The sequence below is a fragment of the Marinobacter sp. LV10R520-4 genome, from assembly GCF_002563815.1.
Lineage (GTDB): Bacteria > Pseudomonadota > Gammaproteobacteria > Pseudomonadales > Oleiphilaceae > Marinobacter.
Window position 1 is genome coordinate 1,813,421 of sequence record NZ_PDJM01000001.1, and the last position, 14,229, is coordinate 1,827,649.

Here is a 14,229-nt window from a genome sequence, read left to right on the forward strand (position 1 = left end):
TTTTTAGATGTAGAGTAGAGTTGTCTGTTGCCAGGCTCCGTTATATTCGCGGAGCTTGTTTTTTTCTGGTCCGTTAATCCTGTTTTTCAATATTGACGGCCGGACCACCGCGACCTGGCGAACGGGCGCCGCCTTCGGCTGCCATTTGCACGCTGATGCGGGGTGCGGCCACGTCCAGATACAGGTCTTCCATCCGCCGCTTCAGCAGTAGATTGAACGCTCGTGACACATCCCACTGGTACTCTGGTTTGGTGCGCATACGCATGCGCAATATCGGGCAGCCATCTTCAAACGCTTGAATACCCTGCATCTCAAGGGGCGACCAGATAAGCCAGCGCATGGCGGGGTCTGCACGCAGTTCCTCTGCGGTGTCGGTCATCAGTTTGATGGCGTCATCAATGGGCAGCTCCGGCGGTACCCGAATTTTTATCAGGGCAATGCCAAACTGGCGCGACATATTGTGAATAGAGCTGATTTTGCTGAAGGTAATGTGGTGTACCACCGCCTCCAGATCCCGCAGCCGCACGGTACGCAGATTGAAACCTTCTACCGTGCCCATAAAGCCGTTGATTTCCACGAAGTCGCCCACCGACATTGAATCTTCCACCACAATAAACAGCCCGGTGATCAAATCCTGTACCAGCGTTTGGGCACCAAAACCGACCGCCAGGCCAATAATACCGGCACCGGCCAGCAGCGGTGTTACATCCACCCCGACAATGGAAAGGCTGACCAGAAAGGCCACCACAATAATCGTCACCAGAATGGTGTTGCGGGCGATAGGAACAATGGTTTGGGCGCGGGCCGCCCTCAGGCGTTTTTTACGGTCGCCGCGGCGTACAGCGCGCTCCAGAAGTTCGTCGGCAAAAGTCCAGGTCAAACTGGCGATTAGCCCGGTAACCGTCAGTGCAAACAAACTGTCCGCCAGGCCAGCACTGAGGGATGGCTTGTCGGCAAGCCCTAACAGGGACAAATCCCATGCCTGCAGCGCTATCTCAAAAAAGACCAGCCATAACGCAATTTGCAGCAGGCGGTAGCCGAATTTCACCAGGCGCCGGCTGAAGGTACTCAGGGATTTGTGACGAGAGCTGCTTTTTTGAATGCCGACAACGCCTTGCGCCGCCAGGGTGACAATCAGCACCAGTGAAACCGTAAGCGCTTTGCCCAAGGCCGCATCGCCTGAACCGCCTTTGGCAAAAACAGCGACCATAGAGGCGCTAAGCGCCAGCAATAACGGAATATGCCAGAGCCGTGCTAGCAGGCCGACCAGTTCCCGCCATACGCCTTGATTCTTGCGCTGGTTATACGGCTGGTTACGAATCAGATGAGTGATCGGGCGGCGGTTGTGGATAATCACGAAGATTGCCAGCAGGGCACCAAACATGCTGAACACCAGCGCCAAAGTAGAGGCCAGATCGGCGCCTAGCTGCGACACCAGCTCTGACGACCCCAGAGCGTCTGACAAAGCGAACAGAGCACCAATAATGAACAGGGGGAATAGCGTGCGCCTGTGTAAAATAGTAACAGCGGTGGTTCGGTGGCCGCTGGAGAAAACCGAAATCATCACATCGAATAATGACGTCAGAAGGCGCCCGCACAGGCTGATATAAGCCAATACCAGAACGATGGTTTGCGCGGCGTCTGAAATTTCCAGCATGCGCAGGCCCAACAGCAGGAACAGGCCAACCAGGGTCAGAATCCAGGGAATGATCCGGCGCGCAAAATGCGCCATCAGCATCCAGGGCTTGGCGCGCCGGGGCATTTCCAGCGGCCAGTCGCGGCGCATAAACAGCATTCGGGCCAGGCGCGACAGGCTGTACAGAAGCGCCACCCCCAGTGCCAGCCCGATGGCAGTCTCTGCCACCCCCTTGAATGAGGCAGCGGCTATCAATCCCTTGCTGGCGCTCAATGCGTTGTCAAAATTGACTTTCCAGCGCCCCAGTGACTCACCAGCGGCACCGTCAGAGCGTGTCAGATCGTCAAAAAATTCGGCCAGCGCTCCCAGCAAGCCTTGTTGAGCAGGCGAGTTGCGCTGATCTTCACTGGCCTGCGCCTGCAGACCCTGTTGTAGGGTTTGCAGCTGTTTGATCAGCTCTTCGCGGCTGCTGTCGTTTTGCAGGGCTTGAATGGTAATTTCAAGTGACTGGCTCAGCTCTTCCGCAGAAGCCGTTTGTTCCTGTTCATCCTGGCCCGATCCGGATAACCCTGGAATTGCTGGTAGCGACAATCCCTGGGCTTGGGTTGCGGTGACCGTCATGCACAGCAGCGCAACACCGATAACAAGCGCAAAAATGGGTGCCGTGAAAAAACGGGAACCCATGGGCTGGCCTTTTTCTTGCGGCAGCATCATCAGCGCACCGCGTGTTGTAGATCTTCCAGAAAATCCTGTATTCGTTCGGCGTTAGTGCCCAGGTCGCTTTTGCCCAGGCGTGAGGCGGAGCGCATGTCTACGCGCACGCCATCGCTGGTGTCGGTCAGGCGAACTACCACATCGTCTTTAAAGCCGAACCAGCGGGTGGTGGCTGTTGCTTCAAGAGTGATGGCCGTCTCTTCAAGGGTTGCTGGGCTGGCCTCGGCCAGTTTCCAACCACGAGCCGCAATCAGGTCCCGTGTCGCTGTTTGCACTTGCGCCATAGGCACCGTTAGCGTGATGGGTTGCAGCATCGGGTAAGCGACCTGTTGTTGGCGCGCGGTATCAATGCCGGGATAATCCACAGCGTTGGGCGCCTCTTCACGGGCGCGGGCCAGGGCTACGAACGCCGGCGGGTTGTCCATGTCGGTGGTAATGTCGTGAATAGGCGGTACCGTTTGCGCCCGTTGCTGCATTTGCACCGGCATAGCAATCATCGTAACCGCCACGACGGCGGCCACAGCGCCGGTCAGAACCGCACCCCAACGTTTACAAAGGCCTGCGACTATAATGGTCAGTATGCCCAATATGGCAGCCACCGCTGCCAGTTGCGCGCCCATTCGCAGCCAGCTAAAGGCATCGCCCAGCGCGATCCATTCCATGCGAAACGCTGGCCCCGATACGGCCATCAGAGAGCTGGCGGTCATCAGCGCGATGACTGCCAGCCAGGCGCACAGTGCAGGCCACTTGCCACCGCGACGATAGGGTTGTGAAAGCGATGACATAGTAATAACTCCTGGTTTTGTTGAGCTACTTTTAATAAGAGCAGCATTGGCTTGGTTCTGCTAACAAGCATAGTGTGCAATGAGGTGCAGTCTCAAGGCGACATAGGCTTAACCGCTGGCACGCAGCAGTTTTTTTGCGTCGCGCCGAGCGACCCTCCTATAATCGCGTGTCTGTCGCCTTCTATGCTTCCGTGCGGCGGCCAGTTTCTCGTCAAACAATAAGGAAAAGAACATGCTGAAACGTTGCACGTTAGTTGCCGCCGCCGCAGGCGCGCTCTTGTTTGGGTCTATTGCCCATGCTCAATACAAAGATGAGTACACCGTATCTACCGTGTTGCCATCGGCCTTTCCCTGGGGCCAGGCGGCCGACAAATGGGTAGAGCTTGTGAACGAGCGCTCGGAAGGGCGTATCAACATGAAAATTTACAGCAACTCCCAGCTGGTGTCTGGCGACCAGACCAAAGAATTTTCTGCCATGCGCTCCGGACTGATTGATATGGCGGTGGGCTCTACGATCAACTGGTCACCCCAGGTGCCGGAACTGAATCTGTTCTCGCTGCCGTTTCTGATGCCAGATTACCCCGCCATTGATGCGATTACCCAGGGCGAGGTCGGCGAGGCCGTTTTTGCCGCCATCCAGAAACGCGGTGTAACGCCGTTGGCCTGGGGCGAAAACGGTTTTCGTGAATTGTCCAACTCCAAGCGTGCGATCAGCGAGCCGGCGGATGTGGAAGGCTTGAAAATCCGCGTAGTAGGTTCGCCCCTGTTTCAGGATACCTTTAATGCACTGGGCGCCAACCCCACTCAGATGAGCTGGGCCGACGCCAAGCCGGCGCTGACCACCGGGGCCGTAGACGGCCAGGAAAACCCGCTGTCGGTGTTTGACGTAGCGCGTATTGACCAGGTAGGGCAGGCGCATCTGACTCTGTGGCACTACATGGCAGACCCGCTGGTATTTGCTGTTAACAATCGGGTGTGGGCGACATTCAGCGCCGACGACCAGGCCCTGTTGAAGCAGGCCGCAATAGACGCCGGCCAATGGGAAATTGAAAAGTCCCGCAGTGAGCTGGACGCCACCTTGGCTGCCATCAAGGAGCGTGGCGTGACCGTCACCGAACTGACGCCGGCCCAGCGTGATGCGTTCATAAACGCGACCCAGTCGGTCTATCAGGAATGGTCACCGCGGATTGGTGAAGATCTGGTAAAGAAGGCCCAGCAAGCCGTCGCTGACCGCCCGCAGTAAGCGTTCTGGCCCGAGTTCTGCGCCGAGAATACCACTCTGGCGCAAAGCCAGACTGCCTAACCCGGAGTTTTCATGTCTACCCGCCCCCCGAAGTGCTGGCCTGAAGCCTGGCTTGCGTCTGTTGCCTTGATTGCGATCTGTTTGATCAGCCTGGGCAACGTGATTGTGCGCTACGCCACCGATGCGTCTTTTGCCTTTACTGAAGAGTTTTCGGTATTTTTTCTGGTACTGCTGACCTTTGCCGGTGCGGCGGTGGCGGCTCGGCACAACCAGCACATTCGTATCGAGCTAATTGAACACCACCTGCCGGCACCGGCCCGTAAAGCCGTGTACCTGTTGCAATGGGCGGCAGGGGTGACGGTATTTTCGATTACCGCCTGGTATGGCAGCGTATTTGCCTGGCAGGAATACCAGTGGGAGTCCCTATCACCCGGGCTGGGCCTGCCCAGCTGGATTTACGTGATTTGGCTGCCGCTGATGGCGCTGGCCATTATTATACGCATGACCCAGAGCCTGATTGACCGCCTGCGCGGCAAAGCCGATCCGGAGATTATTCATGAGTCCTGACCTGCTGATGATCGCCAGTTTCATGGTGGCGCTGCTGCTGGGTGTACCCGTGGCCATCGCCCTGGGGCTGGGCGGTGCCGTGGGCATTGTGGCCGGGCTGTCGCCAGACATGCTGGCCACCTTTGGCACCAACACCTACAACAGCGTGGCCAAGTACCCGCTGATTGCCATACCGCTGTTCATATTGACCGGTTTGATTTTTGAACGGGCTGGTGTGGCCGCCAGTCTGGTGCGCTTTGCCCAGGCCGTTATCGGCCCGCGCCACGGTGGCCTGACCGTTGTTGCCGTGCTGGTGTGCCTGATTATGGGCGGAATGAGTGGCTCCGGCCCGGCCGATGCCGCCGCTGTGGCCATGGTGATGCTGCCCAGCATGCGCAAGGCGGGTTATCCGCAGCCGTTTTCCGCCACGCTGATTGCGGCGTCGTCGTCTACCGCCATTCTGATTCCGCCGTCTATCGCGCTGATTCTGTACTCCATTGTGGTGCCGGGGGTGGATTTGCGCGCGCTGTTTGCAGCCGGTGTGTTCCCCGGCATTCTGGCGGGGCTGTCGTTGCTGGTGCCGGCGCTGTATTTTTCCCGCAAATATCGCTGGGAAGACCCTGAAAAATCAGAGCGTCCACCTTTCTGGCCCAGCTTTAAAGCGGCCTTGCCGGCTTTGTTCGCGCCGGTGATTATTCTGGGCGGCCTGCGTTCCGGCCTGTTCACGCCTACCGAAGCCGCGGTGGTGGCGGTCACCTACGGGGTGATTGTGGGCTGCCTGATTTATCGCAATCTGAGCCTGCGCGGGCTTTACGACTTGGTGACTGACGCTGCGGTTACCTCCGGCGTGGTGATGCTGATTATCGCTTTGGCGGGTATTTTTGCCTGGGCTGGCACCACTCTGGGCACCTTCCAGCATCTGGCAGACGCGCTATTGTCGCTGTCAGACAACGGTTGGGTTCTGCTGGGGCTGGTGATGTTGCTGGTGTTGCTGGCGGGTATGTTGCTGGACGCGGTATCCATTTACCTGATCCTGATCCCCATCGTACTGCCGCTCATGAACCACTTTGGCTGGAACCCGGTGTGGTTCGGCATTTTGCTGGCCATGAACATTGCCATTGGCCAGTTTACCCCGCCAGTAGCGGTGAATCTGATGGTCACCACCCGTATTGCCAATGTCCGCCTGGAACACACCCTGGGTTGGGCGCTGGTGTTTGTTGTCGCTATGGGCGTAAGCCTGCTGCTGGTCGCACTGGTGCCGGGTATCGCGCTGTGGCTGCCCGACAAACTCGGCTTTGTGGTTGGGCCCTGGTAGTTACAGGGTTAGGTGCAATGCTTGAAAATCTAGCGCGGCGGCAACTGACAACCCTGCTTGCAGCGCGAACGAAAGCGCAAGCGGGCGAACACCAGATAGGCTCGGTTCACCAGGCCAACCAGGTGCAGTTTCTTCAATACTGTCGCCAAATGGCGGTAGCCCGGCAGTTCCTGCCACACCACCACAAACGCGTGGGCGCCAGACTGCAGAGTGCCTGCGCTGTCTACTGCGTGAATGACTTTCATCGCATCGGTGTGGCTAAGCCGGTATTGGGCCAGGGTAGTGTCACTGGCGAATATATCCTGCCAGTCGATGCGTGATTGCTTGTCGACCTTGCGGTAGTGGTCAATCTCGCGGCGGCACAACGGGCATTGGCCATCGTAGAATAAAATGGGTTTTGCGGGCATAGCGTGGCCTTCTGGTCAGACTTTGCAATATTTGTGTTAGTGGAGTTACGTTGGCGGGGGCGAAGTGTATTCATTAGCGGGGCAGGAAAGGCACGTATAAAAAAGGCAGACAGCAAAAAGGCAGCCGAAGCTGCCTTTTTTGATTATTGGCTGTTATTCACAGCACAATTATCTGTTCTAGCTTAGACAGCTACAACGTTCTCTGCCTGAGGACCTTTCTGGCCCTGAGTAACAGTGAACTCAACCTGCTGGCCTTCAGCCAGGGTCTTGAATCCGCCGCCTTGAATAGAGCTGTAGTGAACAAATACGTCGGGGCCGCCTTCACGAGTGATAAAGCCAAAACCTTTTGCTTCGTTGAAGAACTTAACGGTACCGGTAACTGTAGACATAATAATAATCCTGAATTCTTTAAGTAATGTGCTGTCAGTCATCCTTAGTGACGACGGATCAGCGGTATGCGGGAAACGAAAAATGAGGCGTGATCAAAAACAGGACGATGCGTTACTTAGTACGTTCTATTGATGAAGTGCTTTGCTAAATCTTTCCGACGTAGGGCACTCTACACGCAAACGAGGTCATTGCAAAGCCTTTGTGTGATTTTTTGTAACCTGCAGGTACAGCAACGGATAAGCCACTTGTTGAAATGGTTAAGATGCAGCAGCACTTCAATAAAACAATAACCAAGCTATAGTTATGACAAGGTAGCAGCCAGAGGAGCACAAATTATGGCCGGAGGATGGGCACGGGATGGCGCCGTGCAAGATCAGATCGACGCCAGCGTTGAAGATGCGGTTAACAAAGCCAGAAGCAGTCTGGGTAAGGGCGATAGCCTGACCCATTGTGAAGAATGCGACCGGGAAATACCTGAGGCCCGGCGGGTTGCGGTGCCGGGCGTGCGCCTGTGCATACAGTGCCAGGCCAAGCTGGAAAAACAGCAGGGCAAAAGCAGCGGCGTTAACAGACGCGCCAGTAAAGACAGCCAGCTGCGTTGACCCCCGGGTGTAAGCCTGCTGCGCAAGAGTGCTATGACGGTGCGGCGATAGCACTCGGATAGCGCTAAGATAGCGCTCAGCAACGCCGTGACCAAGGCGCTCCCCGAACACCTGCCAGCGATACTTTCTGATTATGACCATAACGCTATTCAACCACCTTATTTGCCCGTTAGACGGACAACCCCTGCTGATGCATCAAAACAGTTGGCGCTGCACCAACGGACACAGTTTCGATAACGCCCGCCAGGGCTATGTGCACCTGCTGCCGGTGCAGAACAAGCGGTCACTGGCCCCTGGTGACAGCAAGGAAATGGTGGCCGCGCGCCAGCGCTTTTTAAATGCCGGGCACTATCAGCCGATAGCCGACGCGGTTGCGCAATCGGTGGCGGAAGCATTTAAAACGCTGGGCGAGGGCGCCGAGCACCAGCCGGGTATAAAAGAACCTTTTGCCTGTTTGGATGCGGGTTGCGGCGAAGGCTATTATTTGCGCCAGCTTGAGGCTAGCTTGCCGGGCCGGAAACACCAACAGCAACTGTCGCTGGTAGGCCTGGATATTTCAAAGCCGGCGGTGCTGGCTGCGTCAAGACAGTCAAAAACAACGCGATGGCTGGTCGCCAGCAACGCCAATATACCGCTGGCTGACGGGTCTTTAGGCTGCATTTTGAGCCTGTTCGGGTTTCCGGTGTATCCGGAGTTCCGGCGGATGTTGCGCCCTGGCGGCCGGGTCATGATTGTCGACGCCGGCTCGGATCATTTGCGCGAATTGCGAGAAGTCATTTACCCGGTACTCAAGCCCGAGGTCGACAAACCCAACGCCAGCGAAGCGCCTCCGGGCTTTCAGACAATAGGGCGGCACACGATAAATTTCAGCCTTGCATTGTTCGGCGAAAGCGCCATTGCGGACCTGTTGGCGATGACCCCGCACTTTTATCGCGCCAAAGCCGAGGGCCTGGCCCGCGCCGCTGCGCTTAGCGAATTGCAGGTCACGGTGGATGTGCGGCTGACGGTGCTGGAAACCACGCAGGGTGACGACGCCAGCACCCCAAGCGCTGCCTTGAAATAGCGTGGGTTAGCATCCACATATCCAGATTACCCGCCGCTGCTTATCAGAGGTGGGCGGGAGTGTAAGCAATAGTTTCAAGCTATCTCTTGTTTGGGTATTATCAATTTTTGTTAAGCGCGCAGCATCACTATAGTGGGGCCCACTCATTAATCATCTAGCAAGCAAAAGGGGAATATCTTATGGGTATGATTAACTCAGAAATTAAACCGTTTAACGCAACCGCTTTCAAACAGGGCGAGTTCGTTGAGATTTCCGAAGCAGACGTAAAAGGCAAGTGGTCTGTATTCTTCTTCTACCCGGCTGACTTCACTTTCGTATGCCCCACCGAACTGGGCGACGTAGCTGACAAGTATGAAGAACTGCAAAAGATGGACGTTGAAGTGTTCTCTGTATCCACAGACACCCACTTCACCCATAAAGCCTGGCACGACGCTTCTGAAACCATCAACAAGATTCAGTACTACATGGTTGGCGATCAGACCGGCAACATCACCAATAACTTTGGTGTAATGCGTGAAGGCCAGGGCCTGGCAGACCGTGCAACTTTTCTGATCGATCCGGATGGCATTATTCAGGCCGTTGAGATTACCGCGGAAGGCGTCGGTCGTGATGCGTCTGAGTTGATGCGTAGGGTGAAGGCTGCTCAGTACGTGCGCAAGCACCCGGGCGAAGTGTGCCCAGCCAAGTGGCAGGAAGGCGAAGCGACACTGTCTCCTTCACTGGATCTGGTTGGCAAGATCTAAGGCTTTTTTCTAAGCCTTCGTTCTAAGGCTCCTTTTACAGGGAGCCAAACAGTACGGGCTCTTATTACGGTCTGCTACTGATAGAAAACCCCGGATTCCCGGGGTTTTCTGTGTTCAGGGCAAAGCGGACTATGAGCTGCGTGCGGCCGCTGGCCCAGATGCCCGGTTTCGTAGGCGGACAACCAGCTTGCTCAGCTCCCGCAGCCACAGCACCGAGCTGGCCACGGCGGTGCAGAATAGCCAGTCCTCAAGGCTAAGGCTGACCGTAGAGAAGGGTTTTTGCAGAAATGGCAGGTACACAACCGCCAATTGCAGCAACAGTGACAGGGCCACCGCCGCCCACAACCAGAGATTAGAGAACAGCCCGCTGAACGCGCTCTGCTCATCGGATCTTGACGTAAACACGGTAAACAGTGAGAACAGCACCAAGGTGGTGAAAACCATGGTCTGGCCATAGGCGAGGTTGCCCGTGCCGGCCACCAGACCGCCGGGCAGCGATGCATCCAGCACAAACAGAGTACCGGTTGCGGTGATCAGACCAACGAAAACAATCCCGGCCCACATGCCCCGTGTGATGACACCTTCTTCCCGGGGTCTTGGCGGCTTGCTCATGGCGGCTTCATCACCCGGGTCCAGCCCGAGAGCCAGAGCCGGTGCGCCATCGCTGACCATGTTGATCCACAGAATCTGGGTGGCCAGCAATGGCGAAAATCGCGCGGCCTTCCTCCACAGCAGCAACAATACTGGCAAAGTTGTCGTCTGCAAAAATGATATCCGCTGCCTGGCGAGATACATCGGTGCCGGTAATGCCCATGGCCACACCGATATCGGCGGTTTTCAAGGCAGGTGCGTCATTTACACCGTCGCCGGTCATCGCGACTATGTGGTTACCTTTCTGCAACGCCTTGACGATATGCAGTTTGTGTTCAGGATCAACCCGGGCGTAAACCGAGATCTCTTGCACGGCCCGGTGCAGTGCGTCGTCCGACATCTCGTCAATTTCCGCGCCGGTGAGCGCCCGGTCATTGGTGCAAATACCCAGTTCTTTACCAATACCCGCTTTTCGTGCTGGGGCCACGGCCTCTTTGGCTTCTTCACGCGGCGGCGCGATCACCAACCGTCAGGGCTCGCTCCAGCTCTAACCGCAGGGGTTCACTGATCGTGTTTTCGCCGGTGTCAGTCGCTGTGGAATGCACGGTAATCTCGCCGCTCGGTTCGTACCCGGTGCCGCTTAGAGTTACCCGGCCACTGGCGGTAACAATGGCGCGTACGGTCATTTCGTTGCGGGTGAGGGTGCCTGTTTTGTCTGAAGCGATCACGCTGGCGGCGCCCAGGGTTTCCACCGCGGCCAGATGGCGAACAATCGCATGGCGCCGCGCCATGCGCTGAACTCCCAGGGCAAGCACGGCGGTTACGATGGCCGGCAAGCCCTCGGGTACCGCCGCCACGGCCAGTGCGACGCCAAGAATTAGCACGTCAAAAATAGCCGAGAAGCCACTGACGTGCTCTACCAGGATGATGGTAAAAATCATCACCACCGCAATCACAATCACCACCAGACCCAGCATCCTGCCAACCTTGGCAAGATCCTGTTGCAACGGGGTTGTGTCAGCGGGTGCCTGCTCCAGCATGCCGGCAATCTGCCCCATCTGGGAGTTCATACCGGTGGCGGTAATAACCGCGGTGCCACGGCCGTAGGTGACGGTGGAGCCACTGAAAATCATATTTTGGCGATCACCGATAGGGGCATCGCCAACGATGGTTTCCGGGTCTTTCGATGCGGGAAGGCTTTCGCCGGTTAATGAGGCTTCGGAGGTTTGCAAGGCAACCGACTGAATCAGGCGGCCGTCTGCGGGAATCGTATCGCCTTCTTCTACCAGAACAATATCGCCGGTGACCAGCTCAGCTGCGGCAATGCTCTGCTGTTCACCGCTTCGAATCACCCGAGCCCGGGCGGCGGACATTCGTTGTAACTCCGCCACGGCCTGTTCTGCGCGCTGGTTTCCTGGGCGGAAACGATGGCGTCAGGAGATAACTGATAAGCGGCTTGGGACTTCTTTGATGAGCGTTCGCTGTCCATGCTTACGGGTCCCTATGATGGCGAAGTTCATAAGGACCAGTGTAGCCAGAAATCTGGCCAGAGAAACGATCTGCCTCAGGTACTGGCGATGTCTGTGCCGTAACGGACACCGCGGGCCTTCAGGCGGTAGAACTGTTCTACCACATCGGCCATGGCATCCTGGCAGTATGGGCGCAAACCGCCCAACACCAACCGTTTGGATACGGTACCCAGCGCCTGGTCGCCAGACATCAGGCGATACTCCAGAGTGACCTGGCCGCGCTTGCCGTTGGCTTCCAGGGTGGCGTTATGCAGCTCCAGTTCCGGTGACACTGCATGCAGACTATCCAATGTGACGGTCATGCTGTCGTACATCACCATTGGCCGGTCCGGGTTGAACATCACGCCATTGGATTCCATCAAAGGCTTCATGGTGTGCGGGAAGTTTTTGCCCGACGCTGCCACGTAACCCAAGGTGAATTCCTCGATAAACACTTTGTCGGTGGTTATGTCGCCGCTGCGGGCGACTTCCAGATACACCTTGCCGGCTTGATCGCACACCTGAATAGTGCCATCGGCGCCTTCGCGAAATTCCAGGGGCACGTCTTTACCCAGCAGGGCGCGAAAGTGGAAGGTCATATTCGTCGACAAGCCAAAACGCCAAAGTACTACAGCGAACAGTAAATCCCCTGGCACGCAAAAGCGGCGGGCGTCCGGGTCGTGAATCGGGTTAAAGTCCCCGGCCACTTCTTTGGCAAACAAGCTGGCCTGGGCGGCGCTGATGTATACGCGGCCATCCTTTTCACAGTGAAAACGTTCTAGAAACATGGAGTACCTTATTCCGAGTGGCCAGATTCAGCCTCCCATGATAGTCCAGCTGCACTCATATCAAAATGCACCATCTGGCTTAATGCAAAAATACTGCAGAAACTCTTTCGACAAGGCGTGAATCGGCCAGTGCCGATTAATAGTAATTTCCTATTGCAGTTTTTGAATCAATTGATTTGAGCTTATTTGTCTGGCGCCGTATCGTACCAACATCAACTTAGAACAACCGGCTAAAGCCGAGCCGGTTCACCGGCTTTATCCCTTATAAAAGGACGACAAAATGTTAGATGCCAATCTGAAAGGTCAATTGAAAGGTTACCTAGACAAAGTAAAGCAGCCCATCGAGCTGGTTGCTGCGCTAGACGATAGCGCCAAAGCCAGCGAGCTGTACGAGCTGCTGCAGGAAATCGACGGGTTGTCTGACATGATCACCCTGCGTGAAGATGGCGATTCAGACGTGCGTCGCCCGTCATTTGCCATCAACCGTGTGGGCACCGACGTAGGTGTACGTTTCGCCGGTATCCCCATGGGCCACGAGTTTACGTCTCTGGTGTTGGCACTGTTGCAGGTGGGTGGGCATCCTTCCAAGGCCACCCCGGAGCTGATCCAGCAGGTTCAGGAACTTGACGGCCATTTTGAATTTGAAACCTATTTCTCGCTGTCGTGCCAGAACTGCCCCGATGTGGTGCAGGCGCTGAACCTGATGAGTGTGCTTAACCCAAGCGTGAAGCACACCGCTATTGACGGTGCTTTGTTCCAGGCCGAAGTGGAAGAGCGTGAAATCATGGCGGTGCCCAGCGTGTACCTGAACGGCAAGCTGTTCGGCCAGGGCCGCATGAAGCTGGAAGAAATTGTGGCCAAGCTGGACACCAACACCGACGCCCGCGAAGCGGACAGAATTCGCCAGAAGGGCGTGTTCGAAGTGTTGGTCATTGGCGGCGGCCCCGCGGGCTCTGCAGCGGCTGTTTACGCTGCCCGTAAAGGCATTGCCACCGGTATTGCTGCCGAGCGGTTTGGCGGTCAGGTTGCGGATACCATGGGTATTGAAAACTTGATTTCCGTGCCCTACACAGAAGGCCCCAAGTTAGTGGCCGCGATGGAGCAAAATGTTAAAGAATACGGTGTGGATATCATGAACATGCAGCTGGCTGAAAAACTGATTCCGGCGGCAAAGCCGGGCATGGCCCATGAAATCCGGATGGCCAATGGCGCGTCATTAAAAGCCCGCACCGTAGTGCTGTCTACCGGCGCCCGCTGGCGCCAGCTGGGTGTTCCCGGTGAAAACACGTACCGCAACAAGGGCGTGGCTTACTGCCCACACTGCGACGGCCCGTTGTTCAAAGGTAAGCGCGTAGCGGTGGTTGGCGGCGGTAACTCGGGCGTGGAAGCCGCCATCGACTTGGCCGGTATTGTTGGCCACGTAACCTTGCTGGAATTTGGTGCCGAATTGCGCGCTGACGAAGTGCTGCAGCGTAAGCTGCGCAGCCTGAAGAACGTGGATGTCGCGGTATCGGCCCAAACCACCGAAGTGACCGGTGCCAACGGTAAGGTGAATGGTCTGGACTACACCGACCGCAACAGCGGTGAAAATGTTCACGTAACGCTTGAAGGCGTGTTTATACAAATCGGCCTGATACCCAACACCGAGTGGCTGAAAGGCGATATCGAACTCAGTAAGCACGGCGAAGTCATCATCAACGAGCGCAACGAAACCAGCATTCCTGGCGTATTTGCCGCCGGTGATGCCACCACGGTGCCCTACAAGCAGATCGTGATTTCCATGGGCGAAGGTTCCAAAGCGGCCCTTAGCGCCTTTGACTTCCTGATTCGTAACTCTGTTGACGAGTAAGCATTGAAGAGCATCTGTTGAAGAGCTTTTGCTGACGCGCAATTGCTGT

14 protein-coding genes and 1 pseudogene are annotated in these 14,229 nt (G+C 56.4%); 7 read left to right on the forward strand and 8 right to left on the reverse strand.

The window, feature by feature from the left end:
• Nucleotides 1-73 precede the first annotated feature (73 nt).
• Together ATG98_RS08805 and ATG98_RS08810 are read right to left on the reverse strand one after the other, a co-directional pair.
• Nucleotides 74-2,350, reverse strand: a complete 2,277-nt coding sequence (locus ATG98_RS08805) for a mechanosensitive ion channel family protein (RefSeq protein ID WP_098420698.1) — start codon at nucleotides 2,348-2,350, stop codon at nucleotides 74-76.
• A complete protein-coding gene (locus ATG98_RS08810) occupies nucleotides 2,350-3,135 on the reverse strand; it encodes a DUF1499 domain-containing protein (RefSeq protein ID WP_098422640.1) in 786 nt (261 codons plus the stop codon). The genes ATG98_RS08805 and ATG98_RS08810 overlap by 1 nt, the downstream gene beginning before the upstream one ends.
• Nucleotides 3,136-3,367: 232 nt before the next feature.
• Here ATG98_RS08810 and ATG98_RS08815 point away from each other — a divergent pair, with 232 nt between their 5' ends.
• The 3 genes from ATG98_RS08815 to ATG98_RS08825 all read left to right on the forward strand — a co-directional run bounded on the left by ATG98_RS08815 (nucleotide 3,368) and on the right by ATG98_RS08825 (nucleotide 6,239).
• Nucleotides 3,368-4,378, forward strand: coding sequence for a DctP family TRAP transporter solute-binding subunit (locus ATG98_RS08815; RefSeq protein WP_098420700.1), 1,011 nt, complete (start codon nucleotides 3,368-3,370; stop codon nucleotides 4,376-4,378).
• Between the two features lie 72 nt (nucleotides 4,379-4,450).
• A complete protein-coding gene (locus ATG98_RS08820; protein WP_098420701.1) occupies nucleotides 4,451-4,945 on the forward strand; it encodes a TRAP transporter small permease in 495 nt (164 codons plus the stop codon).
• Nucleotides 4,935-6,239 (forward strand): TRAP transporter large permease, encoded by a 1,305-nt coding sequence (locus ATG98_RS08825; RefSeq protein WP_098422642.1) that lies wholly within the window; start codon nucleotides 4,935-4,937, stop codon nucleotides 6,237-6,239. The genes ATG98_RS08820 and ATG98_RS08825 overlap by 11 nt, the downstream gene beginning before the upstream one ends.
• Before the next feature lie 29 nt (nucleotides 6,240-6,268).
• Here ATG98_RS08825 and ATG98_RS08830 read toward each other — a convergent pair whose 3' ends face one another.
• On the reverse strand, nucleotides 6,269-6,646 hold the full coding sequence (locus tag ATG98_RS08830) for a thiol-disulfide oxidoreductase DCC family protein (RefSeq protein ID WP_098422644.1): 378 nt from the start codon (nucleotides 6,644-6,646) through the stop codon (nucleotides 6,269-6,271).
• A gap of 182 nt (nucleotides 6,647-6,828) precedes the next feature.
• On the reverse strand, nucleotides 6,829-7,035 hold the full coding sequence (locus ATG98_RS08835) for a cold-shock protein (RefSeq protein ID WP_007348184.1): 207 nt from the start codon (nucleotides 7,033-7,035) through the stop codon (nucleotides 6,829-6,831).
• 336 nt (nucleotides 7,036-7,371) lie between these two features.
• Here ATG98_RS08835 and ATG98_RS08840 point away from each other — a divergent pair, with 336 nt between their 5' ends.
• From ATG98_RS08840 to ahpC, 3 genes are all read left to right on the forward strand, one after another.
• Nucleotides 7,372-7,638: a DksA/TraR family C4-type zinc finger protein gene (locus ATG98_RS08840; protein WP_098422645.1), complete on the forward strand. Its 267-nt coding sequence runs from the start codon at nucleotides 7,372-7,374 to the stop codon at nucleotides 7,636-7,638.
• Between the two features lie 190 nt (nucleotides 7,639-7,828).
• Nucleotides 7,829-8,701, forward strand: coding sequence for a putative RNA methyltransferase (locus ATG98_RS08845; protein WP_416376570.1), 873 nt, complete (start codon nucleotides 7,829-7,831; stop codon nucleotides 8,699-8,701).
• Nucleotides 8,702-8,880: 179 nt separating this feature from the next.
• Nucleotides 8,881-9,444, forward strand: a complete 564-nt coding sequence (gene ahpC, locus ATG98_RS08850) for an alkyl hydroperoxide reductase subunit C (protein WP_179888097.1) — start codon at nucleotides 8,881-8,883, stop codon at nucleotides 9,442-9,444.
• 129 nt (nucleotides 9,445-9,573) lie between these two features.
• Here ahpC and ATG98_RS21490 read toward each other — a convergent pair whose 3' ends face one another.
• The 4 genes and pseudogenes from ATG98_RS21490 to ATG98_RS08860 form a co-directional block, all read right to left on the reverse strand.
• The gene (locus tag ATG98_RS21490; protein ID WP_143751182.1) at nucleotides 9,574-10,116 is read right to left on the reverse strand and encodes a cation transporting ATPase C-terminal domain-containing protein; all 543 of its coding nucleotides are present in this window, start codon (nucleotides 10,114-10,116) and stop codon (nucleotides 9,574-9,576) included.
• Nucleotides 10,067-10,522 carry an HAD-IC family P-type ATPase gene (locus ATG98_RS21495; protein ID WP_218925852.1) on the reverse strand — a complete coding sequence of 152 codons (456 nt, stop codon included), beginning with the start codon at nucleotides 10,520-10,522 and terminating at the stop codon, nucleotides 10,067-10,069. Before ATG98_RS21495 ends, ATG98_RS21490 begins: the two co-directional genes overlap by 50 nt.
• Nucleotides 10,523-10,538: 16 nt before the next feature.
• Nucleotides 10,539-11,432 (reverse strand): annotated as a pseudogene (locus ATG98_RS21500) (HAD-IC family P-type ATPase); the annotation flags it as partial.
• A gap of 167 nt (nucleotides 11,433-11,599) precedes the next feature.
• Complete coding sequence (locus ATG98_RS08860) at nucleotides 11,600-12,331, reverse strand: DUF3581 domain-containing protein (RefSeq protein ID WP_098420706.1); 732 nt, start codon at nucleotides 12,329-12,331, stop codon at nucleotides 11,600-11,602.
• A gap of 280 nt (nucleotides 12,332-12,611) precedes the next feature.
• On the opposite strand from ATG98_RS08860, the gene ahpF reads away from it, so the two are divergent.
• Nucleotides 12,612-14,180: an alkyl hydroperoxide reductase subunit F gene (gene ahpF, locus ATG98_RS08865; RefSeq protein WP_098422648.1), complete on the forward strand. Its 1,569-nt coding sequence runs from the start codon at nucleotides 12,612-12,614 to the stop codon at nucleotides 14,178-14,180.
• Nucleotides 14,181-14,229 lie beyond the last annotated feature (49 nt).

Bases quoted from the DNA above. Each gene is read 5' to 3' on its own strand.
- ATG98_RS08805 (WP_098420698.1), bottom strand. From the start codon at position 2,350: ATGATGCTGCCGCAAGAAAAAGGCCAGCCCATGGGTTCCCGTTTTTTC.
- ATG98_RS08810 (WP_098422640.1), bottom strand. From the start codon at position 3,135: ATGTCATCGCTTTCACAACCCTATCGTCGCGGTGGCAAGTGGCCTGCA.
- ATG98_RS08815 (WP_098420700.1), top strand. From the start codon at position 3,368: ATGCTGAAACGTTGCACGTTAGTTGCCGCCGCCGCAGGCGCGCTCTTG.
- ATG98_RS08820 (WP_098420701.1), top strand. From the start codon at position 4,451: ATGTCTACCCGCCCCCCGAAGTGCTGGCCTGAAGCCTGGCTTGCGTCT.
- ATG98_RS08825 (WP_098422642.1), top strand. From the start codon at position 4,935: ATGAGTCCTGACCTGCTGATGATCGCCAGTTTCATGGTGGCGCTGCTG.
- ATG98_RS08830 (WP_098422644.1), bottom strand. From the start codon at position 6,646: ATGCCCGCAAAACCCATTTTATTCTACGATGGCCAATGCCCGTTGTGC.
- ATG98_RS08835 (WP_007348184.1), bottom strand. From the start codon at position 7,035: ATGTCTACAGTTACCGGTACCGTTAAGTTCTTCAACGAAGCAAAAGGT.
- ATG98_RS08840 (WP_098422645.1), top strand. From the start codon at position 7,372: ATGGCCGGAGGATGGGCACGGGATGGCGCCGTGCAAGATCAGATCGAC.
- ATG98_RS08845 (WP_416376570.1), top strand. From the start codon at position 7,829: ATGCATCAAAACAGTTGGCGCTGCACCAACGGACACAGTTTCGATAAC.
- ahpC (WP_179888097.1), top strand. From the start codon at position 8,881: ATGGGTATGATTAACTCAGAAATTAAACCGTTTAACGCAACCGCTTTC.
- ATG98_RS21490 (WP_143751182.1), bottom strand. From the start codon at position 10,116: ATGGTCAGCGATGGCGCACCGGCTCTGGCTCTCGGGCTGGACCCGGGT.
- ATG98_RS08860 (WP_098420706.1), bottom strand. From the start codon at position 12,331: ATGTTTCTAGAACGTTTTCACTGTGAAAAGGATGGCCGCGTATACATC.
- ahpF (WP_098422648.1), top strand. From the start codon at position 12,612: ATGTTAGATGCCAATCTGAAAGGTCAATTGAAAGGTTACCTAGACAAA.